This is a genomic window from Streptococcus mitis, assembly GCF_005844455.1.
GTDB lineage: Bacteria > Bacillota > Bacilli > Lactobacillales > Streptococcaceae > Streptococcus > Streptococcus mitis_BF.
The window spans coordinates 1-24,604 of the sequence record NZ_SPGF01000030.1 but is presented as its reverse complement, the minus strand read 5'-3'; the positions used below and the strand labels follow the sequence as shown (position 1 = coordinate 24,604).

The following is a 24,604-nucleotide window of genomic DNA, read 5'->3' as shown; positions in this document are numbered from 1 at the left end:
AAAACGGTTTGAATTAAGAGCTGAGTTGATTTGTGGCATCATCAACCACGAGATGATGTAGTTACCGAACAAGTCTAATGTGACAGGAAAGGGGAACCTAGCACCTAACTCTGCGACAGACCAAATTCAGAACTATGTTCTCGGTGGTATCATCGGTGGGGTGATTTACAATAGCGCTATCAGTATCCTTCAGTATGCAGTTATCCTGATTATGTGGACCATTCTGGTCTTGACTCTCAAATGGCTCAACAACAATGTTCACTTTGTGAAACGCTTGATTGATGGTAAGCCAACTCTTCTTATCAAAAATGGGAAGATTGACCCATAAGCCTGTCGTTCAGTTGGTTTGTCTGCGGTGGATGTAGCCCTCAAGCTTCGTAGTCAAGGGATTTTCCAGATGAAACAAGTCAAACGAGCTGTGCAAGAGCAAAATGGCCAACTCATCGTGGTCCAAATGGGAGATGAGAATCCCAAGTATCCTGTTGTCACAGACGGTGTTATCCAAGTCGAAATTTTGGAGACCATTGGTCGGAGCGAAGAATGGCTGCTTGATAACCTCAGCAAACAAGGGTATGACAATGTTGCCAATATCTTTATCGCTGAGTATGACAAGGGTGTCGTCTCAGTCGTAACTTATGAATAAGAAAAGCCTGGGGTCTTGTACTCTTCGAGAATCTCTTCAAACTGCGTCAACGTCGCCTTGCCGTATGTAGGTTACTGACTTCGTCAGTTCTATCTACAACCTCAAAGCAGTGCTTTGGGCAGCCTGTGGCTAGTTTCCTAGTTTGCTCTTTGATTTTCATTGAGTCTTGGCCTCAGGTTTCCATTTGCAATCAGAAAGGGATTTTATGTCCATTATTCAAAAACTCTGGTGGTTTTTCAAGTTAGAAAAACGCCGTTATCTAGTCGGGATTGTGGCCTTGGTCTTGGTTTCTGTCCTCAATCTCATTCCTCCCATGGTTATGGGGCGGGTGATTGACGCCATTACGTCGGGGCAATTAACCCAGCAGGACCTGCTTTTGAACCTCCTTTATCTGCTTCTTGCAGCTTTGGGTATGTACTATCTGCGTTATGTTTGGCGTATGTATATCCTCGGGACTTCCTATCGTCTGGGGCAGATTATGCGATCTCGCTTGTTTGAGCATTTTACTAAAATATCTCCAGCCTTTTATCAGACCTATCGGACGGGGGACCTGATGGCGCATGCCACCAACGATATCAATGCCTTGACTCGTCTGGCAGGAGGCGGTGTTATGTCTGCGGTGGATGCTTCTATCACGGCGCTGGTGACCTTGCTGACCATGCTCTTTAGCATTTCATGGCAGATGACCTTAGTTGCCATTTTACCCTTACCTTTCATGGCTTATGCGACCAGTCGTCTAGGGAGAAAGACCCACAAGGCCTTTGGCGAATCACAGGCTGCCTTTTCTGAACTCAATAACAAGGTGCAGGAGTCCGTATCAGGTATCAAAGTGACCAAGTCTTTCGGTTACCAGGCGGATGAGTTGAAGTCTTTCCAGGCAGTCAATGAATTGACCTTCCAAAAGAACCTCCAAACTATGAAATACGATAGTCTCTTTGACCCCATGGTTCTCTTATTTGTTGGTTCATCCTATGTCTTAACCCTCTTGGTCGGCTCCTTGATGGTTCAGGAGGGGCAGATTACGGTTGGTAATCTGGTCACCTTTATCAGCTACTTGGATATGCTGGTTTGGCCTCTTATGGCCATCGGCTTCCTCTTTAATATTACTCAGCGAGGGAAGGTTTCTTACCAGCGGATTGAGGAACTTTTGTCTCAGGAATCACCTGTACAAGACCCTGAGTTTCCTCTAGACAGTATTGAAAATGGGCGCTTGCAGTATGCCATTGATAGTTTTGCCTTTGGAAATGAGGAAACACTGACGGATATTCACTTTAGCTTGGCAAAAGGGCAAACTCTGGGCTTGGTCGGGCAGACAGGCTCTGGGAAAACATCCTTGATCAAGCTCCTCTTGCGTGAATACGATGTGGATAAGGGTGCCATTTACCTAAACGGTCACGATATTCGGGACTATCGTATGACAGACCTTCGCAGTCTCATGGGCTACGTCCCTCAGGACCAGTTTCTCTTTGCGACCTCTATCTTAGACAATATCCGCTTTGGAAATCCTAAGCTGTCTCTTTCAGTAGTCGAGGAAGCGACTAAGCTAGCCCAAGTTTACCAAGACATTGTAGCCATGCCTCAGGGATTTGATACGCTGATTGGTGAAAAAGGAGTTAGTCTTTCTGGTGGGCAAAAGCAACGTCTGGCAATGAGTCGGGCTATGATTCTAGACCCTGATATCTTAATTTTAGATGATTCCTTGTCCGCCGTGGATGCCAAGACGGAGTATGCCATCATCGACAATCTCAAGGAGACGCGGAAGGGCAAGACAACCATTATCACGGCTCATCGCCTCAGTGCAGTTGTCCATGCAGATTTGATTTTGGTTCTGCAAAATGGCCAAATCATAGAACGGGGTACACACGAAGACCTGCTAACTCTGGATGGCTGGTATGCCCAAACCTACCAGTCTCAGCAGCTGGAAATGAAAGGAGAAGAAGATGCAGAATAAACAAGAACAATGGACTGTATTGAAGCGCTTGATGTCCTATCTCAAGCCTTATGGACTCCTGACCTTTTTGGCACTCAGTTTTCTCCTAGCGACGACGGTCATTAAAAGTGTCATTCCCCTTGTGGCTTCCCACTTTATCGACCAGTATCTCAGCAATCTTAACCAAATTGCTGTTACCGTTTTGCTGGTCTACTATGTCCTTTATATCCTACAAACTGTAGTTCAGTATATCGGTAATCTTCTATTTGCGCGGGTGTCTTACAGTATTGTTAGGGATATTCGTCGCGATGCTTTTGCCAATATGGAGAAGCTGGGTATGTCTTATTTTGATAAGACGCCAGCAGGTTCCATCGTTTCTCGTTTGACCAATGACACCGAGACCATTAGTGATATGTTTTCAGGGATTTTATCCAGCTTTATCTCAGCAGTTTTCATCTTTCTGACAACCCTTTATACCATGTTGGTGCTGGATTTTCGTTTGACAGCTTTAGTCTGGCTCTTTCTCCCCTTGATTTTCCTTCTGGTCAATCTCTATCGGAAAAAATCAGTGAAAATCATCGAAAAAACCAGAAGTCTCTTATCGGATATCAATAGTAAGCTGGCAGAAAACGTTGAGGGAATCAGGATTATCCAGGCCTTTAATCAAGAGAAGCGCCTGCAGTCAGAATTCGATGAGATTAACCAAGAACACTTGGTCTATGCCAACTGTTCTGTAGCCTTGGATGCCCTCTTTTTGCATCCTGCCATGAGTTTGCTGAAACTCCTAGGCTATGCCGTTTTGCTGGCCTACTTTGGCTATCGTGGTCTTTCTATCGGGATAACGGCCGGAACCATGTATGCCTTTATCCAGTACATCAACCGTCTCTTTGATCCCCTGATTGAGGTAACGCAAAACTTTTCAACCCTTCAAACGTCCATGGTGTCTGCAGGTCGTGTCTTTGCCTTGATTGATGAGACGACCTATGAGCCTCTTCAAGAAGATGGGCAAGCCAAAGTCCAAGAAGGCAATATCCGTTTTGAACATGTGTGCTTCTCATATGATGGCAAATATCTGATTCTGGATGATATTTCTTTCTCTGTTAACAAGGGAGAAACCATTGCCTTTGTAGGACATACAGGTTCTGGGAAATCTTCCATTATCAATGTCCTCATGCGTTTTTATGAATTTCAGTCAGGCCGCGTTCTCTTGGATGATGTGGATATCAGGAACTACAGTCAGGAAGAGCTGAGAAAGAATATCGGTCTGGTCTTGCAGGATCCCTTCCTCTATCACGGGACTATCAAGTCCAACATCGCCATGTATCAAGATCTTAGTGATGAAGAGGTCCAGACTGCGGCTGCCTTTGTCGATGCAGATTCCTTTATTCAGGACCTTCCGCAGGGCTATGATGCACCTGTTTCTGAGCGTGGTTCGAGCTTTTCTACTGGCCAGCGACAGCTTCTTGCCTTTGCTAGAACAGTCGCCAGTCAGCCTAAAATCCTGATTTTGGATGAAGCGACAGCCAATATTGACTCTGAAACAGAAAGTTTGGTTCAAGATTCCCTAGCTAAAATGAGACAGGGGCGGACGACTATTGCTATTGCTCATCGCCTTTTGACCATCCAGGACGCCAACTGCATCTACGTCTTGGACAAGGGGCGCATCATCGAGAGTGGAACCCATGAGGAACTCTTGGCCTTGGGAGGAACCTATCACAAGATGTATAGCTTGCAGGCTGGAGCTATGTCCTAATATAGTAGATTGAATCTAGAATAGTACTCCATGGTTGCTAAAATATTTCTATACATTAATTTGACTTTCCTAATCAATTTGTTCACATCTTATTTCAATCTACTATACTCTTTGGAAATCTCTTTAAACCATATCGGTTTTATCTGCAATCTCAAAGCAGTACTTTGAACAGCCTGCGGCTATCTTCCTAGTTTGTTCTTTGATTTTCATTGAGTATAAGAAGGAAATTCTTCAAATCACAGATTTCTTGCACCGCCTTTTCCATTTTGTGGTATAATGAAAAATGTTGACAAATAGTATAATAAAAACAAAGGAGAAACAGCATGCTGAAATGGGAAGACTTGCCCGTGGAAATGCAATCAAGCGAGGTTGAGTCTTACTACCAGCTTGTCTCTAAAAGGAAGGGGTCGCTGATTTTCAAGCGTTGCCTGGACTGGGTTCTGGCCCTGCTTTTGCTAGTTTTGACTTCTCCCGTCTTTCTTATCTTGAGCATTTGGATCAAGTTGGATAGCAAGGGCCCTGTCATTTACAAGCAAGAGCGCGTGACCCAGTACAACCGTTCGTTCAAGATTTGGAAGTTCCGTACTATGGTAACGGATGCGGATAAAAAAGGAAGTCTGGTGACTTCTGCTAACGATAGCCGTATTACCAAAGTGGGAAATTTGATTCGCCGTGTGCGTTTGGACGAACTACCTCAGCTGGTCAATGTCCTTAAAGGCGAGATGTCCTTTGTTGGGACACGACCTGAGGTGCCACGCTACACGGAACAGTATAGTCCTGAAATGATGGCGACCTTGCTCTTGCCAGCAGGAATCACCTCTCCAGCTAGTATCAACTACAAGGATGAGGACACCATCATCAGTCAAATGACGGAGAAAGGTCTGTCGGTTGACCAGGCCTATGTCGAACACGTCCTCCCTGAAAAGATGCGCTATAACCTCGCCTATCTCCGAGAGTTTAGTTTCCTTGGAGACATCAAAATCATGTTTCAAACCGTGTTTGAGGTACTAAAATAAAGTAGTCATGAGAAAATGAGTACAGATAAAAGGAGCAAATCAATGCCAAATTACAATATTCCATTTTCACCACCCGATATTACCGAAGCTGAAATTGCTGAAGTAGCGGATACCCTACGTTCTGGTTGGATTACAACAGGTCCTAAGACAAAAGAACTGGAGCGTCGCTTGTCTCAATACACACAGACACCTAAGACTGTCTGCCTCAACTCTGCGACTGCGGCTCTTGAGTTGATTTTACGTGTTTTGGAAGTGGGACCAGGTGATGAAGTCATCGTTCCAGCTATGACTTACACAGCTTCATGTAGTGTCATCACACACGTAGGCGCAACACCTGTCATGGTGGATATCCAAGCAGATACTTTTGAGATGGACTATGACTTGCTTGAGCAAGCTATTACTGAGAAAACTAAGGTCATTATCCCAGTAGACCTTGCAGGGATTGTTTGCAACTATGATCGTTTGTTCCAAATTGTGGAGAAGAAACGCGACCTCTTTACTGCTTCAAGCAAGTGGCAAAAGGTCTTTAACCGTATTGTGATTGTCTCTGATAGTGCCCACGCTTTGGGATCAACTTATAAAGGACACCCTGCTGGCTCTATCGCTGATTTTACTTCCTTCTCATTCCATGCCGTTAAAAACTTTACAACGGCTGAGGGAGGAAGTGCGACTTGGAAGGCCAATCCGGCGATTGACGACGAAGAAATGTACAAGGAATTTCAAATCCTTTCCCTTCATGGTCAAACTAAGGATGCTCTTGCTAAGATGCAATTGGGTTCATGGGAGTACGATATCGTAACACCTGCCTACAAGTGTAACATGACGGATATCATGGCTTCGATTGGTTTGGTACAATTGGATCGCTACCCTGGTTTGTTGCAACGTCGTAAGGACATCGTGGACCGCTATGATCGTAGCTTTGCGGGTACTCGTATTCACCCATTGGCACACAAGACTGATACTGTCGAATCTTGTCGTCACCTCTACATCACCCATGTAGAAGGGGCAAGCTTAGAAGAACGCAACCTCATCATCCAAGAATTAGCTAAAGCAGGAATTGCAAGTAATGTACATTACAAACCACTTCCTCTCTTGACAGCCTATAAGAATCTTGGCTTTGATATGGCAGATTATCCAAGAGCCTATGCCTTCTTTGAAAATGAAATTACGCTCCCTCTTCACACTAAATTAAGCGATGAAGAAGTGGACTATATCATTGAGACTTTCAAAATAGTTTCTGAAAAAGTGCTAGCTTCATCAAAAAAATTGTAAAAAAATCTTGACAAAGAAAAAACAAAGTATTAAAATAAGTTCAATAAATCAGAAAAGTAACTATGTTTGATCTTCAGGGAGCCTGTGGTGATTGTGAACAGGTGGTTGAAAGTAGTGAAAGTGGGCTGATTTTAAAAATGAATTTGAAACAATGAAAATTCGGTGCGCACACCTTACAGTGCAACTTGTTGTTAGACAAGGTAGAGATGTAAAGGGGAATAGTCCCTTTATAATTGAGGTGGCACCGCGTTACCAACGCCCTCACATGGAAATCGATTCCGTGTGTGGGTTTTTTCTATCCGTCGTTTTGTTTATCTTTTATTAGGGCCTTAAGTCGCTTTGATGAACTTATACTCAATGAAAATCAAAGAGCAAACTAGGAAGCTAGTCGCAGGCTGTACTTAAGTACGGTAAGGCGAAGCTGACGCGGTTTGAAGAGATTTTCGAAGAGTATTGGGTTCTATCTACAGCTCCTTGCCTACTACTAAAAGCAAACAAAACGGCCGGATTCATACGAAAAAAGCTAGTAAAGGTGTACCGAAATAAAAATCTCATCATCAATATCTCAGGTCGTGGAGACAAGGACGTAGCTGCGATTGCAGACTACCTAGAAGCTAAAAAATAAGAGATGGAAAAATTACAGTCTTTTCTTTCCCAGAGAGCTTGTGGTTGCTGGAAACAAGCAGAGAAAGCTGTAAGGTTGGGTCCATCTGAAACGAGAGAAGAAAACATAATTCTCAAGGGAGTGCCCTTTATCGCACAGCCTGTTATAGGAAAGTTCTGAGACAGGAATGAGAGATAGGAGAAATCCTATAATTGAGGTGGCACCGCGAATTTCGTCCTCACGCAAGTTATTTTGCGTGGGGATTTTTCATACAATCGCCACGGACTAGAAATAGAACTGAAAGGGAAATTACAATGGAACGAATCATTCATGGAGATGTCTTATCACCAATCTTGGCTTATATGCGCCTAAAGGGGCAACACAAGGTTATCTTAGAGAGTATTCCGAGAGACAAGGAAACAGCTCGTTTTTCTATCTTAGCCTATAATCCAGTTTTTGAGATTAAGTTTGAAAATGGAGTCCTTTATCAAAATGGTCAAGTGATTGATCGGGATCCCTTGGATTTCCTTTATGAAGTGACTCATAAGAGCCAGCAGCATTCAGACCTACCTTTTGGTGGTGGGGCAATTGGCTTTGTGGGTTACGATATGATTTCGCTTTATGAAGAAATTGGTCAAATTCCTGAAGATACTATTGGAACACCAGATATGCATTTCTTCGTCTATGAGAGTTACATGGTCTTTGACCACAAGAAGGAAAAAATCCATGTCATTGAGGAAGCTCTCTATAGTGAGCGTAGTCAAGAAGACTTGGAAAAAACCTTGAACCAAGTGCTTGAGGAATTACGCATTCCTGCTTCAAATGAATTTGAAGACTTGGATTTATCACCACTTGACTTCAAACCGCATATCGCTCCTCAGAAGTTTGAGGGAATGGTGGAAATAGCTCGTGACTTGATTCGTAATGGAGATATGTTCCAATGCGTGCTCAGTCAGCGCTTCTCAGCAGAAGTTACTGGAAATCCATTTGACTTTTACAGAAATCTCCGCGTGACCAATCCATCTAATTACCTCTATTTCTATGACTTTGGGGATTATCAAATCATCGGTGCCAGTCCAGAAAGTTTGGTTTCTGTCAAAAATGGCATCGTGACAACCAATCCGATTGCGGGTACGCGACCAAGAGGAGCTACGGATGAAGAAGACAAGGCTTTGGCGACAGACCTGCTTTCGGATGAGAAGGAAACAGCAGAGCATCGGATGTTAGTAGACTTGGGCCGCAATGATATCGGCCGAATCTCTGAAACAGCCAGTGTCCAAGTCAACAAGTATATGGAAGTGGAGCTCTTCCGCTATGTCATGCATTTGACCAGTGTGGTCAAGGGACGGTTGCTTCCAGAACTCACTGCCATGGATGCTTTGAAATCAACACTTCCGGCTGGAACAGTTTCAGGAGCGCCAAAAATTCGGGCCATGAGACGCATCTATGAACTGGAAACGGAAAAACGCGGTGTATACGCAGGAGCAATCGGCTACTTGTCTGCTACAGGTGATATGGATTTCGCCATCGCCATCCGAACTATGATTCTCAAAAATCAAACAGCTTATGTGCAGGCTGGGGCGGGGATTGTCTATGACTCTATCGCCCAAAACGAATACCAAGAAACCATTAACAAGACTAAATCTATGACTAGAATTGGAGAACTAAGACCATGATTTTATTGATTGACAACTATGATTCTTTTACCTATAACTTGGCCCAATACATTGGGAATTTTGCAGAAGTGCAAGTCTTGAGAAATGATGATCCTAAGCTGTATGAAGAAGCTGAAAAAGCAGATGGTCTGGTCTTTTCTCCGGGTCCTGGTTGGCCAGTTGATGCTGGAAAGATGGAAGACATGATTCGTGACTTTGCTGGCAAGAAGCCGATTCTTGGGATTTGTTTGGGTCACCAAGCCATCGCAGAAGTCTTTGGTGGGAAGCTAGGTTTGGCTCCAAAAGTCATGCATGGGAAACAGAGCAATATCAGTTTTGAAGCGCCATCTGTTTTGTATCAAGGCATTGAGGATGGCCGTGCGGTCATGCGTTACCACAGTATTTTAATTGAAGAAATGCCAGAAGACTTTGAAGTGACAGCTCGTTCGACTGATGACCAGGCCATTATGGGAATTCAACACAAAACCCTTCCAATTTATGGCTTCCAGTACCATCCAGAAAGTATCGGAACGCCAGATGGCTTGTCTTCTATTCGAAATTTTATCGAGAAGGTTGTAAAGTGAGGAAACTAGGATGAAAGAGATTATTGAAAAACTAGCAAAATTTGAAAATTTATCAGGTGTGGAAATGACAGATGTCATCGAGCGCATTGTAACTGACCGTGTCACTGAAGCGCAGATTGCTTCTCTCCTTTTAGCCCTTAAGATGAAGGGGGAAACACCTGAGGAACGCACAGCCATTGCCCAAGTCATGAGAGGACATGCCCAACACATTCCAACTGAAATCCATGATGCAATGGACAACTGTGGTACAGGTGGGGACAAGTCTTTCAGCTTTAACATTTCGACAACTGCGGCCTTTGTCTTGGCTGGTGGCGGCATTCACATGGCCAAGCACGGAAACCGTTCGATTTCTTCTAAATCTGGCTCTGCAGATGTCCTAGAAGCCTTGGGTATCAATCTAGACCTCAAACCAGCTGAACTAGGTAAGGTCTTTGATAAAACTGGCATCGTCTTTCTCTTTGCTAAAAATATGCACCCAGCTATGAAATACATCATGCCGGCTCGTTTGGAACTAGGAATTCCAACAATCATGAACTTGACTGGCCCCCTGATTCACCCAATGGCTTTGGAAACACAGCTTCTTGGAATTAGTCGTTCAGAACTTCTAGAAAGTACAGCTCAGGTTTTGAAAAATATGGGGCGCAAACGTGCCATCGTGGTGGCTGGGCCAGAAGGATTGGATGAAGCTGGCTTGAACGGAACAACCAAGATTGCTCTTCTTGAAAATGGCGAAATCACCTTGTCAAGCTTTACTCCAGAAGATTTGGGGATGGAGCGCTACGCTATCGAAGATATTCGTGGAGGAAATGCTCAGGAGAATGCAGAAATTTTGCTCAGCGTTCTTCAAAACGAACCAAGTCCATTCTTGGAAACGACAGTCTTGAATGCTGGTCTTGGTTTCTATGCTGATGGTAAGGTAGCTAGCATCAAGGAAGGAGTTGCCTTGGCCCGTCAAGTGATTGCTAGTGGCAAGGCCCTTGAAAAACTCAGACTGTTACAGGAGTACCAAAAATGAGTCAGGAATTTTTAGCACGAATCTTGGATCAGAAGGCGCATGAGGTCGAGCAGATGGAGCTGGAGGAAATCCAGCCCCTGCGCCAGATCTATCGCTTGGCTGACTATCTAAAAAAACATCAGGACTGCTTGAAGGTAATCGCTGAAGTCAAGAAAGCTAGCCCTAGTCTGGGAGATATCAATCTCGATGTGGATATTGTGCAACAGGCCCAGACTTATGAAGCAAATGGAGCAGTGATGATTTCTGTTTTGACAGATGAAGTCTTCTTTAAAGGGCATTTGGATTATCTACGAGAGATTTCCAGTCAGGTAAACATTCCGACGCTCAACAAGGACTTTATCATCGATGAAAAGCAAATCATCCGCGCCCGCAATGCTGGTGCAACAGTTGTCTTGCTCATTGTCGCTGCCTTGTCAGAAGAACGCCTCAAGGAACTTTACGACTACGCTACAAAGCTTGGTCTGGAAGTCTTGGTAGAGACTCACAATCTAGCTGAACTAGAAGTGGCCCACAGACTTGGTGCTACGATTATTGGGGTCAATAACCGTAACTTGACCACCTTTGAAGTCGATTTACAGACCAGTGTAGACTTGGCACAGCACTTTGAAGAAGGTCGCTATTACATTTCTGAATCTGCTATTTTCATAGGGCAGGATGCGGAACGAGTAGCACCATACTTTGATGGAATTTTAGTTGGGACAGCTCTCATGCAGGCGGAAGATGTAGCCCAGAGAATCAAGGAGTTGCAGATTGACAAAGGTTAAGATTTGTGGACTATCTACCAAAGAAGCGGTGGCAACAGCCGTTTCAGCAGGAGCAGACTACATCGGTTTTGTCTTCGCACCTAGTAAAAGACAGGTGACTTTGGAAGAGGCTGCTGAGCTGGCAAAGCCTATTCCTGCTAATGTTAAGAAGGTTGGCGTATTTGTTTCACCAAGTAGGGCAGAACTGCTAGAAGCGATTGACAAAGTTGGCTTGAACTTGGTTCAAGTTCACAGTCAGGTAGCGGATGAGTTGTTTGAGAATTTGCCTTGTGACAGCATTCAGGCCGTGCAGGTAGATGGAAATGGGCATGTCCCCAATTCTCAGGCAGACTATCTACTCTTTGATGCCCCTGTGGCAGGGAGTGGCCAGACCTTTGACTGGGGACGATTGGATACGTCTGGACTAGCTCAGCCTTTCTTTATCGCTGGTGGGCTTAATGAAGACAATGTAGCACAAGCAATTCAACACTTTACTCCCTATGCAGTCGATGTATCAAGCGGAGTGGAGACAGATGGACAAAAAGATCATGAAAAGATTAGAAGATTTATAGAGAGGGTAAAGCATGGCATATCAAGAACCAAATAAAGATGGATTTTACGGAAAATTCGGCGGACGTTTCGTCCCAGAAACATTGATGACAGCAGTTTTGGAGTTGGAGAAGGCTTACCGTGAAAGCCAGGCAGATCCAAGTTTCCAAGAGGAATTGAACCAACTTTTGCGCCAGTATGTGGGACGTGAAACTCCTCTTTACTACGCAAAAAACTTGACCCAGCATATCGGCGGAGCCAAGATTTACCTCAAACGGGAAGATCTTAACCATACAGGGGCTCACAAGATTAACAATGCCTTGGGACAAGTTCTCCTCGCTAAACGCATGGGCAAAAAGAAAATTATCGCTGAAACGGGTGCTGGTCAGCACGGTGTAGCAACTGCAACAGCTGCGGCCCTCTTTAACATGGAATGTACCATCTACATGGGTGAGGAAGATGTTAAACGCCAAGCCCTTAATGTCTTCCGTATGGAGCTTTTGGGAGCCAAGGTTGAGGCAGTGACAGATGGTTCGCGCGTGCTAAAGGACGCGGTTAATGCAGCCCTTCGTTCATGGGTAGCTAATATCGATGATACCCACTATATCCTTGGTTCTGCCTTGGGCCCTCATCCATTTCCAGAAATCGTTCGTGACTTCCAAAGTGTCATTGGTCGAGAAGCCAAACAACAGTACCGTGATTTGACAGGTCAAGACTTACCAGATGCCCTAGTAGCCTGTGTTGGTGGTGGATCTAATGCTATCGGCCTCTTCCATCCATTTGTGGAAGATGAGTCAGTAGCCATGTATGGAGCTGAAGCAGCAGGACTTGGTGTGGATACAGAGCACCACGCAGCTACCTTGACCAAGGGTCGTCCGGGTGTTCTCCACGGTTCTCTTATGGATGTGCTCCAAGATGCTCATGGTCAAATTCTTGAAGCCTTTTCTATCTCAGCAGGTTTGGATTATCCTGGTATCGGTCCAGAACATTCTCACTACCATGATATCAAACGTGCCAGCTATGTTCCTGTGACAGACGAGGAAGCCTTGGAAGGATTCCAACTCTTGTCTCGCGTGGAAGGGATTATCCCAGCCTTGGAATCTAGCCATGCTATCGCCTTTGCGGTGAAATTGGCTAAAGAACTCGGACCAGACAAGTCTATGATTGTCTGTCTATCAGGTCGTGGGGACAAGGATGTAGTCCAAGTCAAAGACCGCTTGGAAGCAGATGCAGCAAAGAAGGGAGAAGCTCATGCCTAAGACACTAACAGAAAAATTGAATGCTATCAAAGCAGCTGGAAAAGGAATTTTCGTTCCCTATATCATGGCTGGAGACCACGAGAAAGGTTTGGATGGTCTCACTGAAACAATCCACTTTTTAGAAGATTTAGGCGTTTCAGCCATTGAAGTGGGTATTCCCTTTTCAGACCCTGTTGCAGATGGACCTGTGATCGAAGAAGCAGGCTTGCGTAGTCTAGCTCACGGGACTTCTACCCAGGCTTTGGTTGAAACCTTGAAAACCATTCAGACTGAGGTACCACTTGTCATCATGACCTACTTCAACCCTCTCTTTCAGTACGGTGTGGAGAAATTTGTCAAAGATTTGGCGGATACAGCCGTTAAGGGATTGATTATTCCAGACCTGCCTCATGAGCATGCCAACTTTGTGGAGCCATTTTTGACAGATACAGACATGGCCTTGATTCCTCTAGTTAGCTTGACAACAGGACTTGAGCGTCAAAAAGAGTTGATTGAAGGGGCAGAAGGATTTGTCTATGCCGTTGCCATCAACGGGGTGACAGGGAAATCAGGCAATTACCGTGCAGACTTGGATAAGCACTTGGCACAATTGCATCAAGTAGCTGACATCCCAGTCTTGACAGGTTTTGGTGTATCAAGTCAAGCCGATGTAGAACGCTTCAATGCTGTGTCAGATGGTGTCATCGTCGGTTCGAAAATCGTAAAAGCTCTCCACCAAGGAGAGCCGATTGAGGACTTTATCAAACAAGCAGTAGCTTACCAAAAATAATCACACAAGAAGCAAGTAAGAGGAAAGGCACGAAAGGAAGTCTTTCCTTTTTCTTTTGCAGGAGGAAGGCTAGAATTCCAGTCGCAGAAGCAAACTGAATCAAGATGAGTAATTCGGTCGCACTAAAGATAAGAGAACAAGAAGCTAAAAAGAGAAAATCCCCTGCGCCCATGCGAATATCGATAAAATGAGCCGCAATTCCAAGGACAAGGAAGAAGACCATGACTAGATTCCAGCCAGAGCAGACCATTAGGAGTAGATGAAAGACAATCCAGACCAGTAAGGGATATTCCTGATGGCGAAAGTCGTAGATACCTAAGGTCAAGCCAGCAGTGATTAGGATGACTTGACTCAAGGAAAGTAATTCCCAAGAGTAAAGCAGAAAGAGGAGTCCTAAGCCTAGTTCAAAGAGGGCATACCAGACTGGATAGCGAGCCTTGCAGTAGCGACAGCGAAAGCGATTGAAGACCTGCGAGAGAATCGGAATCAAATCTAAGGGACTCAAGGGAGTCTGACAGGAATCGCAGTGACTGGCTGGACTGATAATGGATTGTTCTGGGAAACGGTCAATGACCAAACCAAGAAAGGAAGCGAGAATGCTCCCGACAAGAAAAAAATAAATATCAATCATACTTATCTATTCGTAAAAAATAGGAGAAGTAGTATAATGGAGAAACATAGATAAGATGGTGAGGTCAAGATGACAATTCGTTTTGAAGAAAAGGTGAGTACAGAGAATGCTCAGCGCGTATGCCAATGGTCCAACTCCCTTGGCAAATCCTTTCAAGACCAATGGATGGGAACAATGATTCCTTTTCCCTTGACTATTCAAGCCTTGCAAGAGTTGGAAGGAATCTTTTCAATCTTTGAAGGACAAGAGTTTGTCGGGCTTATCCAGAAAATCAGGCAAGAAGACAGTAATCTTCATATTGGAAGATTTTTTATCAACCCCCAGAAACAGGGGCAAGGCTTAGGTAGGCAGGCTTTAAGGAAATTTGTTAGTTTGGTCTTTGAAAATGGAGACATAGATAGTATTTCTCTAAATGTCTTCGAGACAAATCAAAGAGCTCAGAATCTTTACCAAAAATAAGGATTTGAAATCGTTCAAATGGTTGAAACCCCTGAACGGAAATACATCATGAAGAAGGGGAGATAGGAAGAAAAAAGTCTTTTCCTGTGGTAGGTAGATTCCTACATATGAAATTGAAGGAATTTTAGAAAGCCAATTGGAGTGATTTTATCCATGATAGGGAAATGATCTGGATAAAAATGATTGAGAAATAGTTGCTAAAAAAGCGTTTGCATGATACTATATATTGAAAGGAGGTGATAATATGGTAGAACAAAGAAAATCAATTACCATGAAAGATGTTGCTTTAGAAGCAGGAGTTAGCGTTGGAACTGTTTCACGTGTGATTAATAAAGAAAAAGGCATTAAAGAAGTAACTTTAAGGAAAGTTCAAAGGGCTATAAAAACATTGGACTATATCCCTGATAATTATGCTCGAGGTATGAAAAAGAATAGAACAGAAACTATCGCTTTGATTATTCCGAGCATATGGCATCCATTTTTCTCGGAGTTTGCCTATCATGTTGAGAAAGAGTTATTAAAATATAATTATAAATTATTTATTTGTAACGCTGATAGCGATTCACAAAATGAAATCGAATATATCGAAATGTTGAAACAAAATAAAGTGGATGGAATTATTGGTATTACATATTCTAATATTGACAAATATATTTTATCTGATTTACCGTTTGTAAGTATAGATAGACATTTTTCGGAAAATGTATGCTATGTTACTTCAGCAAATTACAAAGGAGGACAAACTGCAGCAGAGGAACTGGTTAGAAGGGATAATAAGCACCTTGCTTTTATTGGTTCAATTAATATGTATGAGAATGAGACTATACTCAGAAGTAAAGGATTCAGAGAAAAAGCTAAGGAATTAGGAGTAGATGTCTATAATTTTGAAATGAAAGAACCTTTAATAAATCCTGAAGATCAGATAAGAGTTTTTTTGCAATCTCATAAAGAAATTGATGGTATATTTACAATAAATGATATGATGGCTCTGAGAGTTATTAGTGTTATGAAAGAACTGGGGAAAATAGCACCTGATGATTACCAGATAATTGGGTTTGATGGTTTAAAAACTTCTGTCGATCAATCTTATCTAGTGTCTACAATAGTTCAAGATATTGGTATGATGGCAAAAGAATCTGTTGCAATGATACTGAAAATGATTAAGCGAGAAGAGATTCTAGAAAAACGAATCGTAATTCCCACATATTTTTGGGGAGATAAAACAACAAAAAAAATTTAAAAAGTGCTTGACAATTAATGAAAGCGCTGTTATAACATAATCAACAAATGAAACGTTTCAAAAAGGAGGAAAATGATGCGTAAAGGTACAATGTTATCTGTTGTTGTGGGGCTATGTTAGCTATACTTGCAGGTTGTAGTGGAGGAACTAACTCAAAACAAGCGAGTTCTTCAAATGATATTAAAGTCTGGGTACAATTCTCTGACGAAACCAATGAAGGAAAAGCTTGGCAAAAAGTTGTTGACAACTTTAATCAATCAGGAAAAAGTAAGTACAAAGTTGTAACTGAGTATATTCCTCGTAGTGGTAGTGGTGGAGGATATGAAGACAAGGTTAATGCTGCTATCACGACTAATAGTCTTCCAGATGTTATTACCCTTGATGGACCAAATACGGCAGCTTATGCAAAATCTAAAGTGATTACTCCGCTAGATGATTATCTAAAAGATAATAATATGGATGATGTTTTGGACAGTATTAAACAACAAGGAACTTATGATGGCAAATTCTATGCATTTGGATTTTCTGAATCGAATGTTGGTGTTTATTACAACAAAAAAATGTTCAAAGAGGCCGGAATTGCGGGATCAGAGCTTCCAACGCTAGAAAAGCCATGGACATGGGATGAATTTAATACGATTGCTAAAAAATTGAAAGATCATTATAACAAACCAGCAATTGATTTTCGTATTAATTCAAACGATGAAATGTTACCATATGCTTATATGCCGTTGATTTGGTCAAATAATGGTTCTGTCGTAAACGAAGATGGAACAAAGGCAGAAGGATACTTCAACTCAAAAGAGAGTGTAGAAGCAGTTCAATTCATTCAAAATCTTGTAAAAGAAGGTTATACAACTGTTAGTCCAGTCGAAAAAGGTTTTGAAACAGGAGAGTATCCAATGCTTTTGAGTGGTTCTTGGACGATTGCTGACATGAATACAAACTACAAAGATATTGATTTTGGTATCCTTCCTTACCCAGTATCTAGTAAGACGAAAAAATTAGTATCCCCTTCAGGTAGTTGGCAATTAGCTGTTACGACAAAATCTGACAAAAAAGAGGCAGCATCTGAATTTGTTAAATTTGCTACAAATACAGAATCAAGTGAAATTATTAGCTTGGGGAATTCGGTCCTTCCGATTCGTAAATCTACAATTGAAAATATCAAAGATAAAGTGTCCGAACCAATGCGTTTCTTGATGGAACAAAATTCAAAAACAGCTCATGCTCGCCCAGTTGTCGTAGCATATCCTCAGGTTTCTAGAGCTTTTCAACAAGCGATGCAAGATATCAGCTATTATGAAGAAAATCCAAATGTGCAAAAAGTCTTGGATACTCGTACAAAAGAAATGCAAACTGCTATTGATCAGTCACTCAAATAATCTGTAAAAAAGAAGGTGGAAGGAAAATGTTTGGAACTACCTTCCCCTTTCTTGTTAATAGCCTAGTTTGATATATATGATTAAAGGAGATGGATATGAGTAAAGAAACTGTTGTGGATACAAAAAGACGTGAAAAAATAAAGGATAACATACTAGGTTATAGTTTTTTAGCTCCAGCTTTAATTTTATTAGGTATCTTTTTAGTAATTCCAGTTGGAATGGTCATTTATTACGCTTTTACAGATTATTATTTGTTGACACCAGATGAAAGAAAGTTTGTTGGACTTGAAAATTTTATTCGATTAACAAAAGATCCGATTTTCTTAAAGAGCTTCTGGAATACTTTGAAATTTGTTGTTTGGATTATTCCAGTTCAATTGGGAGCGGCCTTAGGAATGGCTTTGATTGTCAATAAAAAGCGAAAAGGAAATATGTTTTTTAAAGTGGCTTTTTTTGCTCCAGTTGTCATGTCCTTGGTAGTTATTTCTATTCTTTGGCTTTATCTTTTAAATCCAAATAGTGGCTTATTAAATGCTATTTTAAATAAGGTAGGTATTGCTTCTCAACCTTTCTTGACTAGGCCCAAACAAGCTATGTATGCAATTGTTTTTGTTTCTGCTTGGCAGGGTGCAGGTTATCAGATGCTCTTATTTTTAGGAGGAATGCAGAATATTCCACAAGATGTCTATGAGGATGCTGAATTAGATGGATTCTCAAAGTGGGCTCAGTTTCGTTATATCACGATGCCCCTACTAAAACCAACAGCCCTGTTTGTATTGTTAACAACTTTAATTTCTGCCTTTAAACTGATTGTGCAACCAATGGTTATGACGCAAGGTGGTCCATTAAACTCAACAATTACTATGGTGTACTATATTTATCAACAAGGCTTTACTGATCGTCTTGTAGGATATTCTAGCTCAATCGCTTTAGTGTTTACAACGTTAATTGGTATGATTAGCTTAGTACAACGTCGCGTTCTGAAGGAGGATGACTAAGATGAAACGATTTAAACCAACAACAATCTTAGAATATATTCTGTTAACCCTATTGGCGGGACTCTTCCTTTTTCCTATGGTTTGGATGGTAGTTTCAGCTATGAAGCCAGAAGCGGATGTTTATAAAAATTTGACTAGTTGGCAAGCCTTCTTACCAAGTTTAAATCCTGCTGATTGGTTTAAACCTTATCAGGAAGTATTTGAGCGATTTAGTATTTTTACCTATCTAGGGAACAGCATTTTTTATGCTGGAACGTTTGCTATTGGTTCTATTATTGTCAATGCACTGGCCGGTTTCGCTTTTGCAAAAGTCAATTTTTCAGGTAAGAAAATTTTATTTGGTTTCTTACTGGCTTTACTTATTATTCCAGTAGAAACTGTGTTATAGTAGATTGAATCTGGAATAGTACGTTATAACTGTTAAAATATTTCTAGAAATTAATTTTACTTTCCTAATCGATTTGTTCACATCTTGTTTCAATCTACTATAATTCCACAATTTACCATTATCAATTCCCTAGGTTTGGTCAATAATCGTCTTGCAGTTATTATTCCAGGATTGGCGAGCGTATTTAATATTTACTTATTTAGGAATTTCTTTATTGCAATTCCAGAAGAGATTCTTGAGTCTGCAAAGATGGACGGAGCAAGTATCGTTAGAATTTTCTTTAGAATTATGCTTCCAATGTCTAAACCTGCAGTTGCTACAGTTGGTGTTTTATCATTTATTTCAAGCTGGAATGATTATATTTGGCCATTGATGGTTTTGACAGATTCTTCTAAATTTTCAATGCAGGTTGCAATTACAACTATTAATACAACTCAACCAGTTTATATCAATCAGGTAATGGCTGTATTAACTATTTCAACGATTCCGTTGATTTTGGTCTATGTAGTCGCTCAGAAATATATTGTTCAAGGTCTGGGGGGTTCCGGAACTGGAATAAAATAGGATATACTTATGATAAATAAAACATTTACAGTAGAAAAAGCCAATCGTTTTATAGCAGAAAATAAACATCTCGTAAATACTCAATATAAGCCTGAAGAACATTTTTCAGCTGAGATTGGTTGGATCAATGATCCAAATGGATTGGTCTATTTTCGTGGAGAATACCATCTCTTTTATCAATTCTATCCTTATGATAGTGTTTGGGGGTTTATGCACTGGGGTCATGCTAAAAGTAAGGACTTGGTGACTTGGAAGCACTTGCCGGTGGCACTTGCTCCTGACCAAGATTATGACCGCAATGGTTGCTTCTCAGGCTCTGCCATTGTCAAGGATGATCGCCTCTGGCTCATGTACACTGGACATATCGAAGAAGAAACGGGTGTTCGTCAAGTGCAAAATATGGCATTTTCAGACGATGGGATTCACTTTGAAAAGATTGAACAAAATCCAGTTGCAACTGGAGCAGACTTGCCAGATGAGTTGATTGCTGCTGATTTCCGTGATCCAAAACTCTTTGAAAAAGATGGACGCTATTACTCCGTAGTAGCTGCCAAACACAAGGATAATGTGGGCTGTATCGTTCTACTAGGGTCCGATAACCTAGTAGAATGGCAGTTCGAATCCATCTTTTTAAAAGGGGTAGAACACCAAGGCTTTATGTGGGAATGCCCAGATTACTTTGAGTTAGATGAGAAGGATTGCCTTATTATGTCACCCATGCGTTATCAGCGTGAGGGAGACTCATATCATAACATCAATTCATCGGTTTTGTTCACGGGTAAGGTAGATTGGGAAGAAAAACTTTTTATTCCAGAATCAGTTCAAGAAATTGATCATGGCCAAGACTTCTATGCGCCTCAAACATTGCTGGACAATCAAAATCGTCGTATCCTGATTGCTTGGATGCAGACATGGGGACGTACCCTTCCAACCCATGACCAAGAACACAAATGGGCATGTGCCATGACTTTACCTAGAATTCTAAGATTGGAAGATGGCAAACTAAGACAATTCCCTGTTAAAAAAGGCCAATATCAAATCCAAATAGATAAAGATTGTCATTATCACTTAGGAAATGATACAGATTATCTTGAATTTGGTTATGACAGTAATGCGCAGCAAGTTTACATTGATCGTAGCCATCTTGTTCAAAAAATTCTAGGTGAAGAAGAACAGGACACTAGTCGACGGTATGTAGATATTGAAGCTAAAGAATTGGATGTTATTTTAGATAAAAATTCCATCGAGATTTTTGTCAATCAAGGTGAAGCAAGCTTGACTGCAACTTATTACTTAACAGTGCCAGCTGAGTTATCACATTTAGATTAAAAATTACGTTATTTCTCCTAAATAAAAAGTTCTCTTTCTAAAACAGTGGAAAGAGGACTTTTTGTGTTTTGGGTATATAAGCTTAGTTTATGGTATTTGTAAAATTGGTGTTGGATTATGATTTAAGCTAGTTTTCTAAAGAATTTGAAAAAAATTTTATTTAAGCAAAAAAACCTTGGTTCCAAGGCTTTTCCTGTTGTATGTAGATGCCCCCTACAGGGATCGAACCTGTGACCCACGGATTAAGAGTCCGCTGCTCTGCCAGCTGAGCTAAGGAGGCGAAGAAAAAGCTGTATTGGTGCCGAAACTTCACGGTTTGTATTGAACCCGCGCAATTAAGCAGGTGGGCAACTTGCTCTAACTGAAGCTGTTTCCGTGTGAGACGGGCTACATGCTGTTAGAAGACTTTTGTTTCCCTAATAATACAAAAAATAGTCGGTCAACACTTAAGTGTGAAGTCGTACACCACAGCGTTTCTATGTTTATATGATACCACTTTTTCAAAAAAAATCAAGAGGAAAGTGCAATTTTTTGAAAATGATTTCAGATTTTTCGCAAACGGTCGATAGTTTCCTTTCTTTGAGCCAAAGCCCGTTCATATTTACCAGTATCTTCTGCTTGGAAATAGTGATGATTGCGAATTTTTTCTGGCAGATAGTCTTGCTTGACCCAATTTCCAGGATAGTTGTGTGGATAGAGATAGTCTTGGGCATTCCCTAGCTCCTTGCTTCCACTGTAGTGACCATCACGCAGGTGTCGTGGAATAGGCAAGTGCCCTGATGTTTTGAGATCAGCGAGGGCCTTATCCATAGCTACATAGGCTGAGTTGGATTTTGGAGAAAGGGCCAAATCAATCACGACATTAGCAATGAGAATGCGAGCTTCGGGGAAGCCAATCTTTTGGGCAACATCTAGAGCAGTTACAGTATGAATCTGGGCTTCAGGATTAGCCAAACCGATATCTTCATAAGCGATAACAGTCAAGCGACGAGCGAGACTGGGAAGATCACCAGCTTCAATCAAGCGGGCAGCGTAGTGGAGACTGGCATCCACATCCGAACCACGGATGGACTTTTGTAGGGCTGAGAGGACATCGTAGTGACCATCCCCGTCTTTATCCATGGTAATGTAGCTCCGCTGCAGGCTATTTTCCATGATGTCCAGAGTGATGTGGCGGATGCCTTTATCATTTTCAGGGGTAGATAGAACAGCCAAGTCCAGTGAGTTAAAGGCAGAACGTAGGTCTCCGTTTGTGGAAGTTGCGATGAAATCTAGCGCATCATCATCTAGTTTTACTGGAAAATCAAAACCACGCTCCGGATTACTTAGAGCTATCAGAATCGCCTCTTTGACATCTTGATTAGACAAGGGTTCTAACTCAAAAATCTGAACACGGCTACGAATGGCTGGAGTGACTGAAAAGAAAGGATTTTCAGTCGTAGCCCCAATCATGATGACCAGACCACTTTCCAAGAGCGGCAGAAGAAAGTCTTGCTTGGTCTTGTCAAGACGATGAATCTCGTCCAGCAGGAGAACTAGTCCTCCAGAGAATTTTGCTTCCTCGGCGATTTCTTGCAGTCGCTTTTTACTATCAACAGTAGCATTAAAGGTCCGAAAGGCATACTTGGTCGTCCCTGCGATGGCAGAGGCAATACTGGTCTTGCCGATTCCAGGAGGTCCGTAGAGAATCATGGAGGACAGGCGATTGGCTTCCACCATGCGACGGATAATTTTTCCAGGTCCGACCAGATGCTCCTGACCGATGACCTGGTCGATGGTTCTAGGGCGCATGCGAAGCGCGAGATTGTCTGGCATAGCAGTCCTTTCTAACGTGGATTTTTAGTGTCATATTTTTTGAGTGGCATAACTCATCTACTATATCTTACTATGTCCATTCTAGCCTATTAGTTGTGATATTTCAATGTTTTTGTAACATTGGGGGGTGAGATAGAATCTTTTTGACCATTTAATTTGATGAAGAGAGGTATCAGCATGAGAGAATGGATTTTCCTTAAAACTCAAAATATGATAGTTGAACCTAAAGAAGTGGAAGTGCTGACTTATGAAATAATATTGCTAAATGTTATTGTATGAATTATAATGAAGGAGAGGTGGAATAGTAAAGGAAAGAATAAAACTACCAAGTCAGAAACTTTTCTTGATAAAGTACATAGGGTATAGAAATTTTAGATAATAATATTTGAAAAGGAGAAAATGGAACTAGATGACTACTTTAAATTCAAAATTACTTCAAAATCAGTTATTCATGGAACTTGATGGACTAGTTGGTTTACCAAAAGGAGTTAAGCCGGAACCGATGAAATATAATCTTGGAAAAATCAACAAGTATTTAAACGCAACAGGAAGAGAATTTAATGAATTGACTGATTTAGAATTAAAACAATTTGAGAGAGTTAAATAAAGATGGGACTAGATAAAAGATTTGTGGAGAAAGCCTTTGCCAGTGGCAAAGATAGAGTGAATAGAGCTATTTTTGTAAAACCTGAAGAACTTATTGAACTATCTGATGAAGACTTAATACTAGACTAAAATCAAAAAACATCTTATAATAGTAGTTATGAAACTTACAACAGTACAAGTTCTTATGACCAAACGGCATACCGAGCAGATAATACCTTCTATACGATGGGAAGTGCAGGATGGGATGCCATTATGGATGAACTTATAAAAAATGGTATTGTTGATAATGTGAAACAAAACGAAGAAATGTGGAAAATTAATCAGAAATTTTTAGATAATCAGATTGTTAAAGGAAAAATATTTGAGTACACGGTCAATCCTAATAACCTTGATTTTAAATCATACGGTTACAAAGAATACACTTATTTAGTCGAAAATGGTTATCGCTTAATTCAAGCAAATGAAAGGTTTAAAATGGTGAAATAAGATGTTAGAGATACGAGAAGAAATTAGAACGAGCAAAGGTTATCAAGTCTTAATTGCAATGCTTGATAGCTACTTCGGTCAAGATTATATTATTCGTAAAATCACTTATGATGATTTGGAACCGGCAAGTTTTGACTTTCGCTTATCTGTAGATTTTCCCAAATTAAAGGGAGTGGATGTAGGTGTCGCTCATAGCGGTCCACGCCAGATGTTTCGTATGGGTGGTACTGGTGTTATTGGCATAGCGGTTCCTAAAGATGGAGGTGATGCAAAGTTAACCTCAGGTGAAAGAGGAGATGGTTTATTTTGGATTTTAGGAGATAAAAAATTAGAGCGGGGTGGTCAAGTAGACAAATCTGAAGAAGTTAAGTATTATTTTGATGCTTTCAAAAAATACTATGATAATCTTTAAAAAGTGATAATGATGAAGATGCGAGAAAAAATTAGAACGAGTAGAAACCTTTAACACTATGTATATTTCAAAATTAGTATAATTTTATCTGATTTAATTTTCTGAATTTATCTAAAAGATACTATGCAGAAAATACGAATATAATAAGGTGATAAGATTCATAACTTCGATACATGCAGAACAATTTATGTAGATTTAAAAAATTAGAAAAACTATTTGGTAAAATACTAAAAAAACTATAAATTAGTTGACCACCTTACCTACTATTATCTTTAATTAATTCTACTCGAAATTATCTCTACTAAATAAAAAGACTCTTTATTAACTACATAAAATAGTAGGTGATAAAGAGTCTTTTTAGTAGTAATACTAGACTAAAATCAAAAAACATCTTATAATAGTAGTTATGAAACTCACAAATGAAGAAATACAAAAAATTGAAAAACTCCTAAGAGATTCATCGTACGCCAAATATCACAAACGTCTACAGATTATTTAT

At 41.0% G+C, this 24,604-nt stretch carries 22 protein-coding genes, 1 tRNA gene, 4 pseudogenes and 1 other annotated feature; of the genes and pseudogenes, 24 read left to right on the top strand and 3 right to left on the bottom strand.

Annotation, left to right across the window (positions count from 1 at the left end):
* Positions 1-79 precede the first annotated feature (79 nt).
* The 13 genes from FGQ53_RS06845 (at position 80) to trpA (ending at position 13,792) form a co-directional block, all read left to right on the top strand.
* On the top strand, positions 80-328 hold the full coding sequence (locus tag FGQ53_RS06845) for a hypothetical protein (RefSeq protein ID WP_138337078.1): 249 nt from the start codon (positions 80-82) through the stop codon (positions 326-328).
* Positions 329-346: 18 nt separating this feature from the next.
* Positions 347-643, top strand: coding sequence for a DUF421 domain-containing protein (locus tag FGQ53_RS06840; RefSeq protein WP_138337076.1), 297 nt, complete (start codon positions 347-349; stop codon positions 641-643).
* Between the two features lie 205 nt (positions 644-848).
* Complete coding sequence (locus FGQ53_RS06835) at positions 849-2,594, top strand: ABC transporter ATP-binding protein (protein ID WP_138337073.1); 1,746 nt, start codon at positions 849-851, stop codon at positions 2,592-2,594.
* Positions 2,584-4,326 carry an ABC transporter ATP-binding protein gene (locus FGQ53_RS06830; protein WP_138337070.1) on the top strand — a complete coding sequence of 581 codons (1,743 nt, stop codon included), beginning with the start codon at positions 2,584-2,586 and terminating at the stop codon, positions 4,324-4,326. Before FGQ53_RS06835 ends, FGQ53_RS06830 begins: the two co-directional genes overlap by 11 nt.
* A gap of 323 nt (positions 4,327-4,649) precedes the next feature.
* A complete protein-coding gene (locus FGQ53_RS06825) occupies positions 4,650-5,342 on the top strand; it encodes a sugar transferase (protein ID WP_138337067.1) in 693 nt (230 codons plus the stop codon).
* A 42-nt stretch (positions 5,343-5,384) separates the two neighbouring features.
* On the top strand, positions 5,385-6,614 hold the full coding sequence (locus FGQ53_RS06820; RefSeq protein ID WP_171019104.1) for a DegT/DnrJ/EryC1/StrS family aminotransferase: 1,230 nt from the start codon (positions 5,385-5,387) through the stop codon (positions 6,612-6,614).
* Positions 6,615-6,648: 34 nt separating this feature from the next.
* Positions 6,649-6,880 (top strand) — a binding site (T-box leader).
* Positions 6,881-7,532: 652 nt separating this feature from the next.
* Positions 7,533-8,894, top strand: a complete 1,362-nt coding sequence (gene trpE, locus FGQ53_RS06810; protein ID WP_138337061.1) for an anthranilate synthase component I — start codon at positions 7,533-7,535, stop codon at positions 8,892-8,894.
* Positions 8,891-9,457 carry an aminodeoxychorismate/anthranilate synthase component II gene (locus tag FGQ53_RS06805; protein WP_084890039.1) on the top strand — a complete coding sequence of 189 codons (567 nt, stop codon included), beginning with the start codon at positions 8,891-8,893 and terminating at the stop codon, positions 9,455-9,457. The genes trpE and FGQ53_RS06805 overlap by 4 nt, the downstream gene beginning before the upstream one ends.
* A 10-nt stretch (positions 9,458-9,467) precedes the next feature.
* Entirely contained in the window at positions 9,468-10,472 is a 1,005-nt protein-coding gene (gene trpD / locus FGQ53_RS06800) for an anthranilate phosphoribosyltransferase (protein WP_138337058.1), read from the top strand.
* Complete coding sequence (trpC, locus tag FGQ53_RS06795) at positions 10,469-11,236, top strand: indole-3-glycerol phosphate synthase TrpC (protein ID WP_138337055.1); 768 nt, start codon at positions 10,469-10,471, stop codon at positions 11,234-11,236. Before trpD ends, trpC begins: the two co-directional genes overlap by 4 nt.
* Entirely contained in the window at positions 11,223-11,822 is a 600-nt protein-coding gene (locus tag FGQ53_RS06790; protein WP_138337052.1) for a phosphoribosylanthranilate isomerase, read from the top strand. The genes trpC and FGQ53_RS06790 overlap by 14 nt, the downstream gene beginning before the upstream one ends.
* Positions 11,800-13,023: a tryptophan synthase subunit beta gene (gene trpB, locus FGQ53_RS06785; protein ID WP_000331265.1), complete on the top strand. Its 1,224-nt coding sequence runs from the start codon at positions 11,800-11,802 to the stop codon at positions 13,021-13,023. Before FGQ53_RS06790 ends, trpB begins: the two co-directional genes overlap by 23 nt.
* On the top strand, positions 13,016-13,792 hold the full coding sequence (gene trpA / locus FGQ53_RS06780) for a tryptophan synthase subunit alpha (protein WP_138337049.1): 777 nt from the start codon (positions 13,016-13,018) through the stop codon (positions 13,790-13,792). Before trpB ends, trpA begins: the two co-directional genes overlap by 8 nt.
* Here trpA and FGQ53_RS06775 read toward each other — a convergent pair.
* Positions 13,764-14,423: a prepilin peptidase gene (locus FGQ53_RS06775; RefSeq protein ID WP_138337046.1), complete on the bottom strand. Its 660-nt coding sequence runs from the start codon at positions 14,421-14,423 to the stop codon at positions 13,764-13,766. The genes trpA and FGQ53_RS06775 overlap by 29 nt on opposite strands.
* A gap of 69 nt (positions 14,424-14,492) precedes the next feature.
* Here FGQ53_RS06775 and FGQ53_RS06770 point away from each other — a divergent pair.
* From FGQ53_RS06770 to FGQ53_RS06740, 7 genes and pseudogenes are all read left to right on the top strand, one after another.
* Positions 14,493-14,948: pseudogene (locus FGQ53_RS06770) on the top strand (GNAT family N-acetyltransferase).
* 178 nt (positions 14,949-15,126) lie between these two features.
* Positions 15,127-16,122, top strand: coding sequence for a LacI family DNA-binding transcriptional regulator (locus tag FGQ53_RS06765; protein WP_171019103.1), 996 nt, complete (start codon positions 15,127-15,129; stop codon positions 16,120-16,122).
* 75 nt (positions 16,123-16,197) lie between these two features.
* Positions 16,198-17,507, top strand: a pseudogene (locus FGQ53_RS06760) (ABC transporter substrate-binding protein).
* A 95-nt stretch (positions 17,508-17,602) separates the two neighbouring features.
* Entirely contained in the window at positions 17,603-18,505 is a 903-nt protein-coding gene (locus FGQ53_RS06755) for a carbohydrate ABC transporter permease (protein WP_171019101.1), read from the top strand.
* A 1-nt stretch (position 18,506) separates the two neighbouring features.
* Positions 18,507-18,887 (top strand): annotated as a pseudogene (locus FGQ53_RS06750) (carbohydrate ABC transporter permease); the annotation flags it as partial.
* A gap of 108 nt (positions 18,888-18,995) precedes the next feature.
* Positions 18,996-19,457 (top strand): annotated as a pseudogene (locus tag FGQ53_RS06745) (carbohydrate ABC transporter permease); the annotation flags it as partial.
* A 9-nt stretch (positions 19,458-19,466) separates the two neighbouring features.
* Positions 19,467-20,786, top strand: a complete 1,320-nt coding sequence (locus FGQ53_RS06740; RefSeq protein ID WP_138337035.1) for a glycoside hydrolase family 32 protein — start codon at positions 19,467-19,469, stop codon at positions 20,784-20,786.
* A gap of 207 nt (positions 20,787-20,993) precedes the next feature.
* On the opposite strand, the gene FGQ53_RS06735 is transcribed toward FGQ53_RS06740, so the two are convergent.
* Together FGQ53_RS06735 and FGQ53_RS06730 are read right to left on the bottom strand one after the other, a co-directional pair.
* A tRNA-Lys gene (locus tag FGQ53_RS06735) sits at positions 20,994-21,066 on the bottom strand.
* Positions 21,067-21,329: 263 nt separating this feature from the next.
* Positions 21,330-22,601 (bottom strand): replication-associated recombination protein A, encoded by a 1,272-nt coding sequence (locus FGQ53_RS06730; RefSeq protein ID WP_138337032.1) that lies wholly within the window; start codon positions 22,599-22,601, stop codon positions 21,330-21,332.
* Between the two features lie 409 nt (positions 22,602-23,010).
* Between FGQ53_RS06730 and FGQ53_RS06725 the strand changes: the two genes are divergently transcribed.
* From FGQ53_RS06725 to FGQ53_RS06715, 4 genes are all read left to right on the top strand, one after another.
* Positions 23,011-23,208, top strand: coding sequence for a hypothetical protein (locus tag FGQ53_RS06725; RefSeq protein ID WP_138337029.1), 198 nt, complete (start codon positions 23,011-23,013; stop codon positions 23,206-23,208).
* A 2-nt stretch (positions 23,209-23,210) separates the two neighbouring features.
* Positions 23,211-23,336, top strand: a complete 126-nt coding sequence (locus tag FGQ53_RS12140; RefSeq protein WP_267472319.1) for a hypothetical protein — start codon at positions 23,211-23,213, stop codon at positions 23,334-23,336.
* Positions 23,337-23,432: 96 nt separating this feature from the next.
* Positions 23,433-23,693, top strand: a complete 261-nt coding sequence (locus FGQ53_RS06720; RefSeq protein ID WP_171019100.1) for a hypothetical protein — start codon at positions 23,433-23,435, stop codon at positions 23,691-23,693.
* 1 nt (position 23,694) lies between these two features.
* Entirely contained in the window at positions 23,695-24,105 is a 411-nt protein-coding gene (locus FGQ53_RS06715) for a hypothetical protein (protein WP_138337023.1), read from the top strand.
* The last annotated feature ends 499 nt before the right edge of the window (positions 24,106-24,604 follow it).